The organism is Blautia sp. TF10-30, assembly GCF_003481245.1.
Lineage (GTDB): Bacteria > Bacillota > Clostridia > Lachnospirales > Lachnospiraceae > Fusicatenibacter > Fusicatenibacter saccharivorans.
The window spans coordinates 21,417-38,835 of record NZ_QUKM01000012.1 but is presented as its reverse complement, the minus strand read 5'-3'; the positions used below and the strand labels follow the sequence as shown (position 1 = coordinate 38,835).

The 17,419-nt window shown below is 44.9% G+C and carries 13 protein-coding genes; 2 read left to right on the top strand and 11 right to left on the bottom strand.

Annotated elements, in window-relative coordinates; all coding sequences use genetic code 11:
* Positions 1-74: 74 nt before the first annotated feature.
* Entirely contained in the window at positions 75-3,194 is a 3,120-nt protein-coding gene (gene ileS, locus DXD02_RS11375) for an isoleucine--tRNA ligase (RefSeq protein WP_055222021.1), read from the bottom strand.
* Between the two features lie 490 nt (positions 3,195-3,684).
* On the opposite strand from ileS, the gene DXD02_RS11370 reads away from it, so the two are divergent.
* Both DXD02_RS11370 and DXD02_RS11365 read left to right on the top strand, forming a co-directional pair.
* Positions 3,685-5,283 (top strand): AAA family ATPase, encoded by a 1,599-nt coding sequence (locus DXD02_RS11370; protein WP_118666859.1) that lies wholly within the window; start codon positions 3,685-3,687, stop codon positions 5,281-5,283.
* Positions 5,283-6,419, top strand: coding sequence for a glycerate kinase family protein (locus tag DXD02_RS11365; RefSeq protein WP_118666858.1), 1,137 nt, complete (start codon positions 5,283-5,285; stop codon positions 6,417-6,419). The genes DXD02_RS11370 and DXD02_RS11365 overlap by 1 nt, the downstream gene beginning before the upstream one ends.
* 107 nt (positions 6,420-6,526) lie before the next feature.
* Here the strand turns inward: DXD02_RS11365 and DXD02_RS11360 are convergent, their stop codons facing one another.
* From DXD02_RS11360 to DXD02_RS11310, 10 genes are all read right to left on the bottom strand, one after another.
* On the bottom strand, positions 6,527-6,973 hold the full coding sequence (locus DXD02_RS11360; RefSeq protein ID WP_118601473.1) for a GNAT family N-acetyltransferase: 447 nt from the start codon (positions 6,971-6,973) through the stop codon (positions 6,527-6,529).
* A gap of 13 nt (positions 6,974-6,986) precedes the next feature.
* The gene (locus DXD02_RS11355) at positions 6,987-8,675 is read right to left on the bottom strand and encodes an AAA family ATPase (protein WP_055225796.1); all 1,689 of its coding nucleotides are present in this window, start codon (positions 8,673-8,675) and stop codon (positions 6,987-6,989) included.
* Positions 8,676-8,788: 113 nt separating this feature from the next.
* Positions 8,789-9,328, bottom strand: coding sequence for a kinase (locus tag DXD02_RS11350; RefSeq protein ID WP_226906354.1), 540 nt, complete (start codon positions 9,326-9,328; stop codon positions 8,789-8,791).
* A gap of 80 nt (positions 9,329-9,408) precedes the next feature.
* The gene (locus DXD02_RS11340) at positions 9,409-10,158 is read right to left on the bottom strand and encodes a nucleoside phosphorylase (protein WP_117802692.1); all 750 of its coding nucleotides are present in this window, start codon (positions 10,156-10,158) and stop codon (positions 9,409-9,411) included.
* Between the two features lie 85 nt (positions 10,159-10,243).
* Positions 10,244-10,453, bottom strand: a complete 210-nt coding sequence (locus DXD02_RS16425; RefSeq protein WP_055225802.1) for a hypothetical protein — start codon at positions 10,451-10,453, stop codon at positions 10,244-10,246.
* Between the two features lie 250 nt (positions 10,454-10,703).
* Positions 10,704-11,186, bottom strand: a complete 483-nt coding sequence (locus tag DXD02_RS11330) for a prolyl-tRNA synthetase associated domain-containing protein (RefSeq protein WP_055268132.1) — start codon at positions 11,184-11,186, stop codon at positions 10,704-10,706.
* Between the two features lie 38 nt (positions 11,187-11,224).
* Positions 11,225-12,811: an AAA family ATPase gene (locus DXD02_RS11325; RefSeq protein ID WP_055225808.1), complete on the bottom strand. Its 1,587-nt coding sequence runs from the start codon at positions 12,809-12,811 to the stop codon at positions 11,225-11,227.
* A gap of 463 nt (positions 12,812-13,274) precedes the next feature.
* Positions 13,275-13,964: a TMEM165/GDT1 family protein gene (locus DXD02_RS11320; protein WP_055225810.1), complete on the bottom strand. Its 690-nt coding sequence runs from the start codon at positions 13,962-13,964 to the stop codon at positions 13,275-13,277.
* Between the two features lie 12 nt (positions 13,965-13,976).
* Positions 13,977-14,978, bottom strand: coding sequence for a calcium/sodium antiporter (locus DXD02_RS11315; RefSeq protein ID WP_117510557.1), 1,002 nt, complete (start codon positions 14,976-14,978; stop codon positions 13,977-13,979).
* 449 nt (positions 14,979-15,427) lie between these two features.
* A complete protein-coding gene (locus DXD02_RS11310) occupies positions 15,428-17,392 on the bottom strand; it encodes an ABC-F family ATP-binding cassette domain-containing protein (protein ID WP_118666857.1) in 1,965 nt (654 codons plus the stop codon).
* Between the last annotated feature and the right edge of the window lie 27 nt (positions 17,393-17,419).

Below are 17,419 nucleotides of genomic sequence, written 5' to 3'. Positions count from 1 at the left end.
AGCTTGTCTGCATCCCCGCTCGCAGGCTGATTTTTATATTAACGATCGTCGTGGAAACGCATCCAGAAGTATTCTTAGATACGCTCTACTGCCATGGTAACCTTTTCGGAGTTGATATTCCACTCCTTCTCATAGCCCTTTGTCTCTCCAGTCACGATTTCTTCTGCCAGAACTTCAGATTTAATTTCATCACCATGGTTTTTCATGATGCTTACAATCTTGTCGTTGTCTTTTGCATATACTCTGATCTTGTCCATAACCTCAAAGCCGGCCTCTTTACGCATGGTCTGGATTTTACTTACCAGCTCACGAACAAAACCTTCCTCGATCAGTTCCGGAGTCAGATTGGTATCCAGAACAACGGTGATTGTATGGTCGGATTCGGATACATAGCCTTCCATCTGTGCCATGTCAATTAACAAATCCTCCTCTAATAATACAATTTCCTGTCCATCGATGTCAAGTTTAAGTTCGCCGGTGCTCTTGAGCTCTGCCATAGCCTTGTTTCCATCCAGCTCAGACAGGGTTGTTTTGATCTTGTTCAGGAGTTTTCCGTATTTTGGTCCTACGGTACGCATCTGCGGTTTGAAGCTGTAGCTGATGAAATCTGCGATGTCATCTTTAAATACAACTTCTTTGACATTCAGCTCGTCCTCGATGATCTCTTTGTAGAATTCGGAAAGCTGGAACTCGCTCTTCACGTACATGGTTCCGATCGGCTGACGGTTTTTGATATTGGCGGTATTTCTTGCGGCACGTCCCATAACGACGATCTCCAGCAGGTCTGCCATATCCTCTTCCATCTTCGGATCGATCCAGTTCTCATGTACCTCCGGGAAGTCGCACAGATGGATACTTTCCGGTGCACTTGCATCGATGCTCTTTACGAGGTTCTGATAAATATCCTCTGTCATGAACGGAATCATCGGAGCTGCTGCTTTTGCAACGGTCACCAGTGCGGTGTACAGAGTCATGTAAGCATTAATTTTATCCTGCTCCATGCCTTTTGCCCAGAAACGCTCACGGGAGCGGCGTACATACCAGTTACTCATATCATCCACGAAGGACTGCAGTGCTTTTGCTGCCTCCGGGATACGGTAATTTGCCAGGTTGTCGTCTACTGCTTTTACAGTGGATTCCAGACGGGACAGCAGCCATTTATCCATAACAGCCAGTTTGTCATATTCCAGACTGTATTTTGTTGCATCGAAGTTGTCGATGTTTGCATACAGGACAAAGAACGCGTAGGTGTTCCACAGGGTTCCCATGAACTTTCTCTGTCCTTCCACGACCGTCTTGCCTGCGAAACGGCTCGGCAGCCACGGAGCACTGCTGGTGTAGAAGTACCAGCGGATCGCATCGGCACCGTAGGTCTGCAGTGCGTCAAACGGATCTACCGCATTTCCTTTGGATTTACTCATCTTCTGTCCGTTCTCATCCTGTACCAGACCAAGAACGATAACGTTCTCGTACGGTGCTTTGTTGAACAGCAGAGTGGAAATTGCAAGCAGGGAGTAGAACCATCCACGTGTCTGGTCTACAGCCTCGGAAATAAACTGTGCCGGGAACTGTTTCTCGAAGGTTTCTTTGTTCTCGAATGGATAGTGATGCTGTGCGAACGGCATGGAGCCGGAATCGAACCAGCAGTCGATAACCTCCGGTACACGGTGCATCTCTTTACCGCATTTCGGGCACTTGATGGTCACTGCGTCGATGTATGGGCGGTGAAGCTCGATGTCATCCGGGCAGTTGTCGGCTTTTTCTTTCAGCTCTTCGATACTGCCGATGCAGTCCTGATGGCCACATTCACACTGCCATACCGGAAGCGGAGTTCCCCAGTAACGGTTTCTGGAAAGTCCCCAGTCCTGAACATTTTCCAGCCAGTCGCCAAAGCGTCCTTTTCCGATGCTTTCCGGAATCCAGTTAATGGTGTTGTTGTTGCGGATCAGATCCTCTTTTACTGCAGTCATGCGGATGAACCAGGTTTCACGTGCATAGTAGATCAGCGGAGTATCGCATCTCCAGCAGTGCGGGTAGCTGTGCTCGAACAGCGGCGCATCAAACAGAAGGTCCTTGTCCTCGAGTGCCTGCAGAACGGCCATATCTGCTTTCTTGCAGAAAGTGCCTGCCCACGGAGTTTCCTCGGTCATCTCACCTTTTTCGTTTACTAACTGTACGAAAGGAAGATCGTATCTGTGACCGACCTTGGAGTCGTCCTCACCAAATGCAGGGGCGATATGAACAACACCGGTACCATCGGTCAGTGTTACGTAGGTATCGCAGACTACATAGTATGCTTTTTTGTTTCCGATTCTCTTCTCAGCGTACGGGAACAGCGGCTCGTACTCTTTGAACTCAAGATCTTTGCCCTGATAATGCTCCAGGATTTCAGCGCCCTCACCGAGAACGGTGTCTACCAGAGCGGCTGCCATATAATAGGTATATCCTTTGCTTGTTACTTTTACATAATCCTCATCCGGGTTGACGCAGAGCGCAACGTTGGACGGAAGGGTCCACGGTGTGGTGGTCCATGCCAGGATGTAAGCGTCCTCGCCTTTTACTTTAAAGCGGACAACGGCAGAACGTTCTTTGACATCTTTGTATCCCTGCGCTACTTCGTGAGAAGAAAGCGGGGTACCGCAGCGCGGGCAGTAAGGAACGATTTTGTGTCCTTCGTACAGAAGACCTTTCTTCCAGATCTCTTTTAATGCCCACCACTCGGACTCGATGTAATCGTTATGATACGTAACGTATGGGTTTTTCATATCAGCCCAGAAGCCAACGGTATGGGAGAAGTCTTCCCACATTCCCTCGTATTTCCATACGCTCTCTTTACACTGCTCGATGAATGGCTCTACGCCGTATTTTTCGATCTGATCTTTTCCGTCCAGACCGAGTTTTTTCTCAACTTCCAGCTCTACCGGCAGTCCGTGGGTATCCCAGCCTGCTTTTCTCGGCACCTGATAACCCTTCATGGTACGGTATCTCGGGATCATATCCTTGATAACACGGGTCTCTACGTGGCCGATGTGCGGTTTTCCGTTTGCGGTCGGCGGTCCGTCATAGAACACGTAGGACGGATTTCCTTCACGCACTTTCATACTTTTTTCGAAGATCTGATTGTCTTCCCAGAACTTCTCAACCTGTTTTTCTCTCTCGACAAAGTTCATGTCGGTTGAAACTTTCTTGTACATGCTTGTACCTCCTGAAACTTAAGTTTCTCGTTTGATTTGCTCGCGTAAAATAAGAAAAAGCTCCCGCCCTGTAATAGGACGAAAGCTGTACTTATCGTAACCACCTGTTACATACTATCATATGCATTTCCTGTAACGGGGAACAACCGGCAACTTCTTACCACTGCTCTCCGGTTTTCTATATTTTATGCGCCGGGTACGCAGATTCAGAACTGCAACTTGGAAGTGATGTTCACCTGCCGCTACTTGTACCGGACTCCCACCATCCCCGGCTCGCTTTCCACAGACCGTTCACGCGCAGACTACTGTCTTCGTCATCGTTTTTCATGCCTTATTATAACTAGGGGCTGTAAGCGTTGTCAAGAGTGGAAAGCATATTTTATCGGTTCTTTTCCGCGATTTTACGGGATTTTCGGGGGTGTGCGTTGCTATTTGGATGGGGGAATGGTAAAATCGGGGTATAATCAAAAAACGGAAAGGAAGTGAAATCATGGGAAGATTTGTGAATCCGGACAACAGTGCATTTCAGGTTGCTCTCAATTCTGAAATCTATGTGGACAAAACAGGACTTTTATCGTATACCAACAAAGTTCTGGACACCATACAGGGCTATATCTGCAACAGCCGCCCGCGGCGGTTTGGAAAATCATTTGCTGCAAATATGCTGGCGGCCTATTACAGCAAGGGCTGTGATTCCAGAAAGATGTTTTCTGGCCTTGCGATCAGCCAGACGGCAGACTTTGAGAAGCATCTGAACCAGTACGATGTGATTCATCTGGACATCCAGTGGTTTCTTTCGAATGTCAGCGATCCGGAACAGATTGTGGCCTACATTACAGAATGTACACTGGCCGAGCTGCGTACCATCTATGCAGATCAGCTTCCGCCGGAAGTTTCCACCGTTCCCGACGCTCTGTCCCGGATCAAAGAGGCGACCGGACAGAAATTTGTGATTATTATTGATGAATGGGATGTCCTGATTCGTGATGAGGCCTCCAACCAGAAAATTCAGGATGATTACATTAATTTTCTTCGTGGAATGTTCAAAGGGACGGAACCGACGAAATATATCCAGCTTGCGTTTCTCACGGGTATTCTTCCGATCAAAAAATTGAAAACGCAGTCTGCCTTAAATAATTTTCATCAGTATTCCATGCTGAATCCAGGCCCGCTGGCTTCCTATATTGGATTCACAGAAGATGAAGTTTCCGCTCTCTGTCAGAAATACGGACAAAATTTTGAGGAAGTCAGACGATGGTACGACGGCTATCTGCTTGGAAATTACCATGTATACAATCCAAACGCGGTGACAAGTCTGCTTCTGGATGGGACATTCCAAAGCTATTGGTCGGAGACGAGCACATACGACTCGATGGTTCCTTTTATCAATATGGATTTTGACGGATTGAAAACAGCAATTCTGGAGATGCTTTCCGGCGCCGCAGTTCCCGTACTGGTTACTTCCTTTAAAAATGATATGGTCAGCTTTGTGAATAAAGATGATGTTCTGACGCTGCTGATTCATCTAGGGTATCTTGCCTATAATCAGCAGACGCAGATGGCATACATTCCAAATGAAGAAATCCGCCGGGAATTTCTGACGGCGGTTACTTCCAACCGCTGGAATGAACTTCTTACCTTTCAGCAGGAATCTGCAGAGCTTCTGGATGCTACACTTGCTATGGATGAAAATGCGGTTGCTGCAGGAATTGGAAAGATCCATGAGGAATATACTTCTGTGATTCAGTATCATAATGAAAATTCACTCAGTTGTGTGCTCACGATTGCTTATTTAAGTTCCATACAATATTACTTCAAACCCATTCGTGAACTTCCGACCGGGCGCGGTTTTTCCGATTTTGTCTTTCTGCCAAAGCCGGAATACCGATACGATTTTCCGGCGCTTGTAGTAGAACTGAAATGGAACAAGAATGCGGAAACGGCACTGGATCAGATTAAAAGACAGCATTACCCGGCTTCCATTGCATCTTATACAGGGGATATTCTGCTGGTTGGTGTTAATTATGATAAGAAGACGAAGGTGCATGAGTGTCGGATTGAAAAATATTTGAAATCAGGAGAAAAATGATGAAAGTTGTGATTGCAATTGATTCTTTTAAAGGAAGCCTTTCCTCTCTGCAGGCTGGAACAGCGGCCGCCACCGGGATTTATCGTGTCGATCCGAAGGTGGAGACGGTTGTGCGCCCGCTTGCCGATGGCGGTGAAGGTACCGTTCAGGCACTGACCGAAGGTCTTGGCGGACGGCTTGTCTCCGTTTCGGTGACCGGTCCTGCCGGAAAGCAGGTTATCTGCCCGTATGGCATCATCGACCGAACGCAGACCGCCATTATCGAGATGTCGGGGGCTGCCGGTATTACGCAGGTACACGGCGATGAGAAAAATCCGCTGTACGCCACAACGTACGGTGTCGGTGAGGTTATCTGCGATGCCATCCGCAATGGCTGCCACCGCTTTATCATTGGAATCGGCGGAAGTGCCACAAATGACGGCGGTATTGGTATGCTACAGGCACTCGGTTTCGGACTGCTCGATGCAGAAGGAAAACAGGTTCCTTTTGGTGCTGTCGGACTGGAATCTCTTACCACGATTACGGCAGATCACGTTCTGCCGGAACTTTCGGAATGCACCTTCCGTATTGCCTGCGATGTAACGAATCCGCTCTGCGGTTCCAACGGCTGCAGCGCCGTTTTCGGACCGCAGAAGGGCGCGGATGCTGTCATGATCAAACGTATGGACACATCGCTTGCCTCCTACGCCGCACTCTGCCGGAAAACATTCCCGAACGTCGACGCGGAATTTCCCGGAACGGGTGCTGCAGGCGGACTTGGATTTGCTTTTCAGACGTTTCTTTCTGCTTCACTGGAACCCGGCATTCAGATCATACTGGATGAAACCCGACTTCGTGATGATGTGAGAGACGCTGATCTTGTCATCACCGGTGAGGGACAGCTCGATGGGCAAACCGTGATGGGAAAAGCGCCGATCGGAGTTGCAAAACTGTCAAAAGAATACGGCAAACCTGTCCTTGCATTCTCAGGCTGTGTTACAAAAGATGCATCCACATGCAACGCCGCCGGAATTGATGCCTTTTTCCCGATTCTGCGGAGCGTCGTTTCACTCGAAGAAGCTATGGACATAGAAAATGCGGCAGAAAATATGACAGATACCGTGGAACAGGCTTTTCGGCTATTTTTGCTTCAGTAAAGCGGATATTCGCAATCCGCTTCGCTACTTGCTTGAGTCGGTTAAAATACAAGACCGTTTTCTCCTGCTTTAATTTTTGCAGGAAGGACAGAAAGCACGCCGCGCTCTCATCGTCTTAATTCCAGCAGATATTCTGTCGTTCCTGCTTCCAGCTGTTTCGTTCCTGCCCACCGAAATCCGTGGCGGTTGTAAAACGCAATGGCACGCGTATTTTTCTCCAATGCCCATAGATGGTCTGCGTCAAACTTTTCAATTACAAAGGTAATCAGCGCGTGGCCGACTCCGTTGTTCTGCAGACATGGATCTACGTATAGTTTACAGATTTCGGTTCCGTTGATTTCTGTAAAACCTCTTATAATTCCATCATCGTAGACATAGATGCGGTTTAAGATTTCTTCTTTCTTAAAGTACTGGTCGATCATCGGGACTACCTGCATTTCACCGAAGGAATAGGCCTCCTCGTGAAAAATCGGGAAATAATTGATTCGGTTGTTGAACACGAAAATTTCCGCAATTCTGGACAGGTCTTTCAGTTCTGCTTTTCTGATTTTCATATTTTCTCTCATTTTAATTTCCAATCAACACTTTCTTCCCCCGAAACGCAAATCCATAATACCTGATCCGCTCCTTTGCGATTCCTCTGGCAAGCAATTCTGTGTCATACTGTTTTTCCTGAATCTGACGAAGTGCATGCTCCACCGTCTCTTCCAGCGACTTTTCTTTTGATGTGTTCTGAACCTTAAATTCCATTACGATCGCATCCAGGTTTTCTTTCAATGGCTCCATTACTACGTCATACCTTCCGAATCCACTTTCTCTGTTGGAAGTGATTCTGTATTTTCCGGCCAGATCAACAATCAGCCCAAGGACAAATCCATGGTAAAATCTTTCTGGTTCGAGTTCCTCTGATGGTTTTCCGCCCGTGTCGAAACTGCTGAATGTCTGAAGTGCTACCTGATTCATAAACTGGTTCATATAATCCAGATCTCCGGCAAGCAGAGCATCTTTAAAATTGCCATATGCAGAATCTTCTTCTGTAAACCAGTCCTCTATCATTTGTTCAAACATCAGCATTGTCTCATGATTTGTCACTTTCAAATCATACTGGCGCTTTCCTGTTCGGTTATCCATTTCGTACCGATCCACTTTCAGATATCCGCTCGCAAGCATAAGACTCCAGATGGCTCCCCGCTTTCTGCCAAGCTGTTCAAAAATAACCTGCTCATCCAATTCTGTGCAGATCACTCTGCCGTTTAATAAATCTTCCATTTCCGTCTTGATCTTTGCAGGACTTCGACGGATCAGATTGGAGATCAGCATATTTCCGCTGGTGTCTGCCCAGTACGTTCCATATTCTCCCGTGTCCAGATATTTTGTAATGGACCACGGATTGTAAATATCCTTCCGTTTTCCAAAGGAAAATCCATCATACCAATAGCGGACGGTTCCTTTTTCATCGGACAGCCCATTTTCCTCCAGCGCATGAAAGACTTCTTCTTCTGTAAAGCCAAACGAGCCGCTGTACTTTTCCGATGTTGTTGTTACAACTTCAAGATTATTCAGATCGGAAAAGATAGATTCTTTACTGACTCTTGTTATTCCTGTCAGCAGTCCCCGTTCCATATAGGGATTCGTTTTGAATGTGGAATTGAACAGGCTTCTGATAAACGCAGTAAGATTCTCCCAATACCCATGAATATACGATTCCTGCAAAGGAGTATCATACTCATCCAGAAGAATAATCACCTTTTTTCCGTAATAGCGGCTCAGATAATCGGACAGATAATTGACAGCTACTGCTGCCGCATCATCCGACATATTTTCTTCAACGGAATCAAAATAGGCGCGGTCTTTTTCATTTAATACTTTGCTGGATTTGACAAATTCAAAAGTACTATATAATTTTACCAGCTTACGAATTACCGCTCTTCTTGCAGTCTCATATGTGGTTGCCTTGATATCTGCAAAGCTGAGGGAAATCACCGGATACGTTCCCTGCAGCTTACGAAATCTTTCCTCTTTCCAGATGACAAGGTCTTCAAAATATTTGCTGCATTCGGAATGATTTACGGAAAAGAAATATTCGACCATACTCATATTCAGGGTCTTGCCGAATCTTCTTGGGCGTGTGATCAGAGTAACACTGTCCTGATTGTCCCACCATTCCCTGATAAAATCCGTCTTATCGATATAAAAACAGTTATTCTTTCTGATGGATATAAAATCCTGATTTCCAATGGAAATTACTGATTTCATGGGTCTGCTCCTTCCTAAATCCTTTACCACCGACAGGCTTGCAAAAATTTATTTCTGTTTCTATTTTATCATATTTCTCTGGCAGAACAAAGATCATTCCCTGTCCGAAGCAATTATTTTCCATTGGATATTATGTTTTGACAGATGTCACGAACTATGCTTTCTCTGTCCTGATCCGCCGTTATTCTGGTTTCATACAGAACGGATGTATAATCTTTTTCGTTCCACCATCTCTGCATATCTTCTGCACTGAAATCATTGCAGTTCGGCTTTGTTTTGTGGCGCTTCACGGTCTCCTCGAAGGGGATGTCGAAGTAATATGCGTATATATTTTTTCCATATAAAGCTACTGCCAGCTCAAATAATGCACGATACCATTCCGCATTCAGTATTCCTTCCAGAATAACAATCTCGCTGTGTTTTCTTCCATATCGCAGAAGTTCTTCCAGAAGAGGCAGCGCCTTTGTATTTTCTCCGTCTTTGACTTTGAGCATATCTCTTCGGATAACATCCTGCGAGATCAGCATTGTATTATTTCCGAACACTTGCTGTAATTCCTTTGCAATAGTTGTTTTTCCACTGCCGGAATTTCCTCTTAAAATGATTAATTTATTCGTCCGTAAGCAATCGCCCATTGTCATTCCATTCTCCATACATAATTCCCGCTTTCGTATTATCTAAAAGTTTCTGCAAACGGCTCTGAAATATTTCTTTTTCCTCAAACATTGTAATTTTATACACTTTTCGCTATCTGCAGCGCCAGAAACAGCTTGTCCAGATCGTGGTTAGCGGCAGATAATCCATTCGTTTCATAGTTTCCTTCGATCAGCACATCTCCCGCAACAAGAAAATCATACAGTTCAAATCCATAAAAATCACTGATCGCCTGAACGCCTGCGAGTTCCATTTCCACGGCAATGCATCCTTCTTCTTTTCGTTTTCTTACAAGATTTACCGTTTCCCGAAGCATACTGTCTGTCGTCCATACGCGCCCCTGAACGTATGGCAGTTTCCTTTCTTTGAAAAATTCCGCCAGTTTGTCCGTGTTTTTTATTTTTATGTAGTCCTGCGGTTCTGCAAAATAATAGGACAGTCCTTCTCCCCGGTATGCCTCCGTTGGGAGAATAAACTTTCCATCGGTTGCTTCTTTGTCCAGACTGCCGCACGAGCCAAACATGATAAAGACGGATGCTCCTGTTAAATGATTGACTTCGGCAATCGTTCCTGCTGCAAGAGCGGAACCAATTGGTGTCAGGTAGAAAGCAATCGTTTCTTCCTCATATGGCAGAGTCCAAACCGGTATATTTCCATTGCATGCTCTTACTTCTGCAATCTGTCGGCATGGGAATTTTTCAAGCATGTATTCATATATTACTTTTGAAAAAATTACCATACATTTTTTTACCAGATGCTGCTTCTCCCCATAAAAATTCTCCAGCTTTACAATCGGCTCGCTGTTGATATCATAAGAATCAATAATCATTCTGTTTCCTCCATAAATTTTATTTATCTTTACCAAAAAGTCCCATATCCACCACCCTTACTGCGCAGACATGAGACTTCCGTTTTTATTTTTGCATTACTTCAATAACACATTCATGTTTCTTCGTTTTTTTATTATAATTGATACCGGCAAGCATTCGAACCACAGAATCTTTCAGGCCATCCATATCCATTTGAATATAAATTTTTAAGGCCTCATACGTTTCCGTCTGGTTCCAATAGGTTCCGAATTTGTGGCGCAGCATGGCTTCTACCACAGATTTCGGGCTATACATGGAATAAATTTCATCTCCAGTCTGCCGATGCGCAATCAACTGATAACCATCGTACTACGTTTTTGCTTCTTCAAAACTCATCTCATATTTTTCACAGAGGGCAGATATCTCCTGCTCTGTGAAGCCAAAATATTCCGCCAGATCACCGGGATCTGTCATGGAATACTCGGTAAATATATTTAGTGCAGAATGAGAACCATTTTTGTTTGTGAACTTTTCTTTTTTCAGACTTTTTAGCAATACCTTTCGATTATATACATGCGTATTCCACAGTATTTCCATGCTTCTGAATTATTTTCATTAAATCATCAGCCTGCATCCAAACGGTTGCTGTATTATCATTTGGATGAACACCAATTTTATTTCCGACAAATTCCACGTCCATGAAGACTTGAACTCTGTGTTCGGCATCGTTTAGAATACCAAGCGGCGTAACGGCACCGGGTATCAGTTTCATAATATCAAATAATTCCTCCGCAGCTGCAAAAGAAAGTGCACGCAGACCACGTTGCCTGCGAAACGCTTTCAAATCTACTCGCTTGTTCCCTTTCATCGTTATCAAATAATAATTACGTTTTTTATCGTCGCGAACAAATAAATTTTTAGCGCCCCACTCTGGATACGGCAAATCAACAGCATCTGCTTCTTCCATATTGAAAACTGCCTTATGTTCCGTAATTTCATACGCTATATTTTGCCTTTTTAAATAATGATATATCTCTATCTTATCCATACTCTTTTATCTCTGTAAACTGAAATTGAAATATGCCCTTATTTTTCATACTTTTCAATCCGGCATTCATGTTCTTTTGTTTTTTCATTGTAGTTAATTCCCACCAGCAAAAGCTCCCCTGCATAGCATGCAACAGACTCCGGATATTTTCTGTCTCTGATCTGATCTAATGCTGCTCTGACGCTTTTGTCCCATTTCAGTTCCACAACAAGCGCCGGGTAATAATTCTGAAACTCCGGCTTTGGAATAAACACAAAGTCTGCAAATCCACGACCCGCGGGAAATTCGCGGATTGGTTTGAAATAGTATTGCATGGAACTCAAATAGGCAATGGACAGAACACTGCTGAGTGAGTTTTCATTGTTATACTGAATCACAGAAGTATATTCCCTGTGAATTTTTTCAATTTCTTTTGCTACTGCGTTTCCATTCATCTGAATTGTATCTTTCAGAAGCTGCTCTGATTCTTTTTGAAATACAATCAACTCATTCCATTTTTTCCTTTTCGTTGCCAGAATCAATTCCTGACGGATTTCCTCATTCGGAATAAAAGCAGTTCTAAATGTCCGGTCATAGGCCAGATATCCAAGGTGAATCAGATACGTCAGCACATCGTCTTTATTGGCGAAGCTAACGGTATCGTTCTGAAAAGAGGTAACATCAACCGGAACATGATCTCCTGAAAGCATTTCGATTACGGCACTTTTCAGGCCATCAAAATCCATATTGATCAGCGGAACAATCGCCTCATAGGATGCGGTTCCGGACCAGTAGCTCTGGAATTCGCCTTCGAGCATCAGGTTCACAACGGCATTTGGATTGTATACATGATATTTCCCAATCTGATAACCGTCGTACCATCGTTTGACTTCTTCAAACTTCTGACCATATACTTCACATAGTTTTTGAACTTCTGTTTCTGTAAAACCTACATATGGTGCAATCGGCCCGGCATACAGCATCGAATAATCTTTGAAATTGTTCAGCGCCGACTGTGTCTTTTCTTTTTTTACAGGCAAAATACCTGTCAGATATGCCAGTTGAATATATTTTGTCGGCTCCGTCCCTTTGAACATCGCCCGCAGAAAATTGATATATTCTTCCTGTGTTTTGAGATCCGCCGCCTCGTCACGAATCAGAACATCCCATTCGTCTATAATCACAATAAATTTTGTCCCGGATGCCGCGTTGATCCGCGACAGCGCCTCCGGCAGTGACCGGATTTCTTCTGGAAGTATATGGGGATAATATTCTTTTAACTCCGAAATCGTTTTTTCTGAGATATAAGAAACAATCCGCTCCGGTCCGCCTGCCGGTTCCATACACCATTGGATATCCCAGTGGAGCACATCATACTGATTCAGATGTTTTTCAAAATCCTTTGCCCTGCTGATTTCCAGCCCGGAAAACATTTCTTTCGAACTGCAGCCCTTGCTGTAATACGCGGTGAGCATATTTGCCGTAATTGATTTTCCAAACCGCCGCGGGCGGCTGTTGCAGATATATCCCTGCAGAGTGTTCATGACTTTATTCGTATAAGTCAGCAGTCCTGTTTTATCAACATAAATCTCAGAATTTAATGCAACCGCAAATGCTTCATTTCCCGGATTCAGATAACTTCCCATGCAAATCCCTCCCGTCAACATTTTATATGACTCATTATACTTGATCCCTCTGACTATCACAAGGACAGGATTTTCCCACGCAGCTTCCGGTTTTTCACTTTCGTCCTCCTGTGAGAATCCCATACAATTCCGGTCTTCTGTTTTTCAGTCCGCATTTTTCCCGCTTTCTGCATTTCCTGCATTTCGTTGATACTAAAATCAGACATGTTATTATCCTTCATCCTCGTAAATAATGATTTGAAAATATTGTAACTATTCAGAGCCATGCGAAATGGAAGAAAAATCGCGAATCATGTTTACATGAATGAGCTATTTTTCTGGAATTTCATATGGCGAGATGGGGCTCTGAATAGTTACAAAATATTATACCCTATAAATGCTTCAATGGTAAACTTTCATTTTGCCGCATAAAAAATGCGCACCGCAGTTTTCATCAAAATCATGAGTATGCGGCACGCAGTTTTTATTTTGCTTTTTTCTTCTCTCTTTTCACAAAAAGACAGACACATGCAACAACAAAAACAGCCGTTGCAGCGATCAGTACCGGCCATACCGGCAGTGGACAGACGCTTGCGCTGATCAGTTTCAGTCCCTGGTAAAGTGTGTATACACCGAAAATTGAAAAGATGACAAACGCCAGTGTATTCAGCAGCCCATCCGGTGTCTTGCTCTTTAAGAGATAGCCGACCAGCATTCCGAGAATATCCGCTGCGAACAGTCCGAGAGAACATCCGATCCATACAACGAATGCGGATCCCATACCTTCATTTGCACCAAAGGTGATTGCGGTAAGCTGTGTTTTGTCTCCGAGCTCTGCTACGAAGAACGTACAGAAAACGGCGAGCGGTGCGAACCGAATTTTGGATTTGCCGCCTTCTTCCTCTTCCTCGTCATCATCACCGGAAATGGTGGATGCTGCGAAGTAAAGAAATGCGAGTGCTGCAATCGTCTTAATCAGCCAGTCCGGAATGAATTCGCTGACGAGGCCGCCTGCGAGAACCGCCATTCCATTCAGTACCAGAATCGCGGCTGCGGTTCCCAGGATAATGTCTTTCAGCTTGTACTTCGAAGTAAGCGCAATCAGCATGAGCTGCGTCTTATCGCCCATCTCTGCGATGAACTCGGTAAGAAACACCTTTAGAAATAACACCATTTTCCATTCCCCTTATCTTATAATGATATAAATGGCATATGCGGCATAAAATGCGACCATACAGAAACCTTCGACTCTTCCGATTTTCTTTTTGGTTCCTGCAAAAATCCATACACATACCGTGAATACGATCAATACACACAAATCAATTATATTTTCCGTAATGATGGCCATCGGGCTGATTGCGGATGCAATGCCAAGTACCATAAGAATGTTGAAGATATTAGAACCGATCGCATTGCCAAGTGCCATATCAACTTCATTCTTTCTGGCAGCAACGATAGAAGTTACGAGTTCCGGAAGGGAAGTTCCGATGGAAACAATGGTCAGTCCGATCAGAGTCTGGCTCATTCCAAGATCGCCCGCGATTCTTGCTGCGGCATCTACGGTCACATCTCCGCCGACTGCAATGGCGACTGCTCCGCCGACGATGAACACGATACTCTTCGGAACGGAAAGCAGCTTGATATCCTCGTCGGAACCGCCTTCAATTTCGACTTTTTTTCCTTCGCGGTTTGCCTTTAAGGCAATCTGAACCATGTAGACAATGTAACCTGCAAAGAATCCAATTAAGATCACACCGTCCAGGTGACCGAGCATCATACCGGATTTATCGCCGAGTCCGCTGATTCCTAAAACCATTAAAAGTCCGGCGCAGATCAGGGACAGCGGGATGTCTCTTTTGATGGTTTCCTTTGCGACTTCTACGGTAGTCAGTACGGCACAGACACCGATGACAACCATCAGGTTAAAGATATTGGAACCGATGACATTACTGACGGCAAGCTCGTTGTTGCCGGTAAGTGAAGCTGATACACTGACCGCGGTCTCCGGAAGTGATGTTCCCATGGCAACAATGGTCAGTCCGATGATGATCGACGGAACATGCAGTCTCTTTGCCGCGCTTGAGCTTCCTTCTACGAAAAAGTCCGCACCTTTGATCAGCAGGACAAAACCGATGACGAGACAGACAAGCACAAGAGCAAACGGGGCGTTGTTGATGAAATTTTCCATGTTTTCCTCCTTTGTTTTCCATAATCGTATCATTAGCAGAAGCGGGGGTTCCTACTCATTACCCGCGTAAAAAAAGACCCATGTATATCAATAAACGGCCAGCTTTTTTGCAGGCTGTTCATTGATATACATGAGTCTCATTATTTAAGATTTGCCAGATTATACTCTTTTTTTATAATCAGAATGTTGACAAATCACACATTCGTGCTAACTACTCCCTCATGGAATATTACATTACTTGATAAATACTATCAAATGTCTTCAGGGTTGTCAACAAAATTTGACTTTTTTATCCGAAAGATTTCAGCCCCGCTTACGAATGCATACCAGTCATGGGTGCAGAATACTTTACAAAATATAACAAACCGAATATCCTAAAACGAGAAAAACTTCATTTTCATGATAGTCCATTTTTAAACTGATCTATCTTTTCTATGGTACTCACCTCTCTATTCGTCCTGTGTTTCCATCTCTTCGAGTTCCAGTTCCGTTTCCATCATGCGCTCCAGCAGGGATTCCTGTGCCTGATTTTCTTCGTCTATTTTCGTCTGAAGCTCCATCAGCCGTTCGTAATTTGCGGAAAGTTCCGGGTCCATCATTTCCAGTTGAAGTTCTGACATTCTGCTCTCACTCTCCGCAAGCTGCTCCTCGTATTTTTCGAGCTGCCGTTTTAAGCGGGACAGAATTTTTCCCGGGTTATAATATTTCTTTTTGTCAAACACATCATCCAGTGTCGGAACGTCGGCCGGTTTTCGTACAGCTCCTCCCGCATTTCCCGTTTCTCTGCCCGGCGTCTGCCGTTTGATTTCTTCGAGATACTGTGCATAATTCATTCCGTAAAATTGTACGTCGCTCTCGCCGAACTCCAGAATGCCGGTTGCCACCTGGTTGATGAAATAACGGTCGTGCGATACGAACAGAACGGTTCCCTCGTAGCTGGTCAGCATTTTTTCCAGCGCTTCTTTTCCCGCCAGATCCATGTGATTCGTCGGCTCGTCCAGGATCAGGAAATTCGGTTTCGTATAGAAAATCCGGCAGAGCTCCAGCCTCACTTTTTCACCGCCGGAGAGCTGCCCCATTTTCTTTTCGACATCCTCACCGGAAAACAGAAAGGCTCCCAGTGCACTTCGGACATCGTTGCGAAGCAGGTTCGGATAAAGACTCCAGAAATAGTCGAGCACCGTCTGCTCCGGGTCGAATTTCTGGTTGACTGCTTTGTGCTGATCAAAGTACGCAAAATCCACGCGGTTTCCAAATTGATAACTTCCGCCCAGTGGATTGATTTCGCCCACAACGGTTTTCAGAAGCGTCGATTTTCCTTTTCCGTTTTCTCCGATGATCACAATCCGTTCTGCTTTTTTGATGACGGCCGAAACCTCGCTCAGGACGGTATCGTATCCGATTTTCAGTTTCTTCATCGTGAGCACATCCGTATAGCTTTCGCGTACCGGATGGAATAAGGCGTGGAATGTCCTCGTGTCAAACCGCCGCGGTTTCTCAATTTTTACCATGTGCTCGATCGCCATTCGTTTCGAACGGGTGGCCGCAACTTTTGTCGGTGTATTTTTCCATTTTTCAATCCACGCCGTCAGACGCTCGATTTCCTTCTGCTGCGCTTCATAGTCTTTTTCCTGTTTGATCTGTGCTTCTTCTTTTTGTTTCACAAATGCCGAATAATTTCCCGGATACCGTTTGATGTCACCGTATTCGATTTCATACGTCACATCAATCACGCGGTCCAGAAACATGCGGTCATGTGATACAATGATAACGGCATTTTCGTAGCTTTTCAGATAATTTTCCAACCACTCCACTGCAGCGATGTCGAGGTGGTTGGTCGGCTCGTCCAGAAGCAGGATGTCCGGGCGCTGTAAGAGGAGCTGAATTAGGGCAATTTTTGTCTGCTGTCCGCCCGAAAATTCACCGATCGGTTTTTCCAGATCTTCGAGCGCAAAACCAAATTTCTGGAACATCGTTTCCATATCTTTTTTCCAGCTGTACCCGTGCAGACTCTCGATTCTCCGCTCCAGAAAATCGTACTCCGCCAGCAGCTTTTTGTGATCTTCCGTCTCGGCGAGCAGCTTTTCGATTTCCTTTTTTCGTGCCTCGCACGCAAAGACTTCTGAGAAAGCCTTCTCCAGCTCCTCTTTTACCGGCACATCTCCATCGGTAAAATTAATCTGGCGCAGAAAACCGATGTTCTGTTTTCCGCTCATTGTAATCCCGCAGGTCTCGTCGCTGTCCAGATTACTCATCTCAATATCCCCAGCAATCAGCCGCAGCAGCGTCGTTTTTCCACAGCCGTTTCTACCGACAATTGCAATTTTTTCTGTATCGTGAATTTCGAAATTCACACTGTTTAAAATCGTATCCGCGCCAAACTGTACTTTTGCATTTCTGATCTGATATCTCATGTTTTATACCTTTTCTGTTGTGTGAAC

What these genes read in the sequence shown, in the direction of transcription:
- ileS (WP_055222021.1), bottom strand. Translation starts at nt 3,194, where the DNA reads ATGTACAAGAAAGTTTCAACCGACATGAACTTTGTCGAGAGAGAAAAA.
- DXD02_RS11370 (WP_118666859.1), top strand. Translation starts at nt 3,685, where the DNA reads ATGGGAAGATTTGTGAATCCGGACAACAGTGCATTTCAGGTTGCTCTC.
- DXD02_RS11365 (WP_118666858.1), top strand. Translation starts at nt 5,283, where the DNA reads ATGAAAGTTGTGATTGCAATTGATTCTTTTAAAGGAAGCCTTTCCTCT.
- DXD02_RS11360 (WP_118601473.1), bottom strand. Translation starts at nt 6,973, where the DNA reads ATGAAAATCAGAAAAGCAGAACTGAAAGACCTGTCCAGAATTGCGGAA.
- DXD02_RS11355 (WP_055225796.1), bottom strand. Translation starts at nt 8,675, where the DNA reads ATGAAATCAGTAATTTCCATTGGAAATCAGGATTTTATATCCATCAGA.
- DXD02_RS11350 (WP_226906354.1), bottom strand. Translation starts at nt 9,328, where the DNA reads ATGGAGAATGGAATGACAATGGGCGATTGCTTACGGACGAATAAATTA.
- DXD02_RS11340 (WP_117802692.1), bottom strand. Translation starts at nt 10,158, where the DNA reads ATGATTATTGATTCTTATGATATCAACAGCGAGCCGATTGTAAAGCTG.
- DXD02_RS16425 (WP_055225802.1), bottom strand. Translation starts at nt 10,453, where the DNA reads ATGTATAGCCCGAAATCTGTGGTAGAAGCCATGCTGCGCCACAAATTC.
- DXD02_RS11330 (WP_055268132.1), bottom strand. Translation starts at nt 11,186, where the DNA reads ATGGATAAGATAGAGATATATCATTATTTAAAAAGGCAAAATATAGCG.
- DXD02_RS11325 (WP_055225808.1), bottom strand. Translation starts at nt 12,811, where the DNA reads ATGGGAAGTTATCTGAATCCGGGAAATGAAGCATTTGCGGTTGCATTA.
- DXD02_RS11320 (WP_055225810.1), bottom strand. Translation starts at nt 13,964, where the DNA reads ATGGTGTTATTTCTAAAGGTGTTTCTTACCGAGTTCATCGCAGAGATG.
- DXD02_RS11315 (WP_117510557.1), bottom strand. Translation starts at nt 14,978, where the DNA reads ATGGAAAATTTCATCAACAACGCCCCGTTTGCTCTTGTGCTTGTCTGT.
- DXD02_RS11310 (WP_118666857.1), bottom strand. Translation starts at nt 17,392, where the DNA reads ATGAGATATCAGATCAGAAATGCAAAAGTACAGTTTGGCGCGGATACG.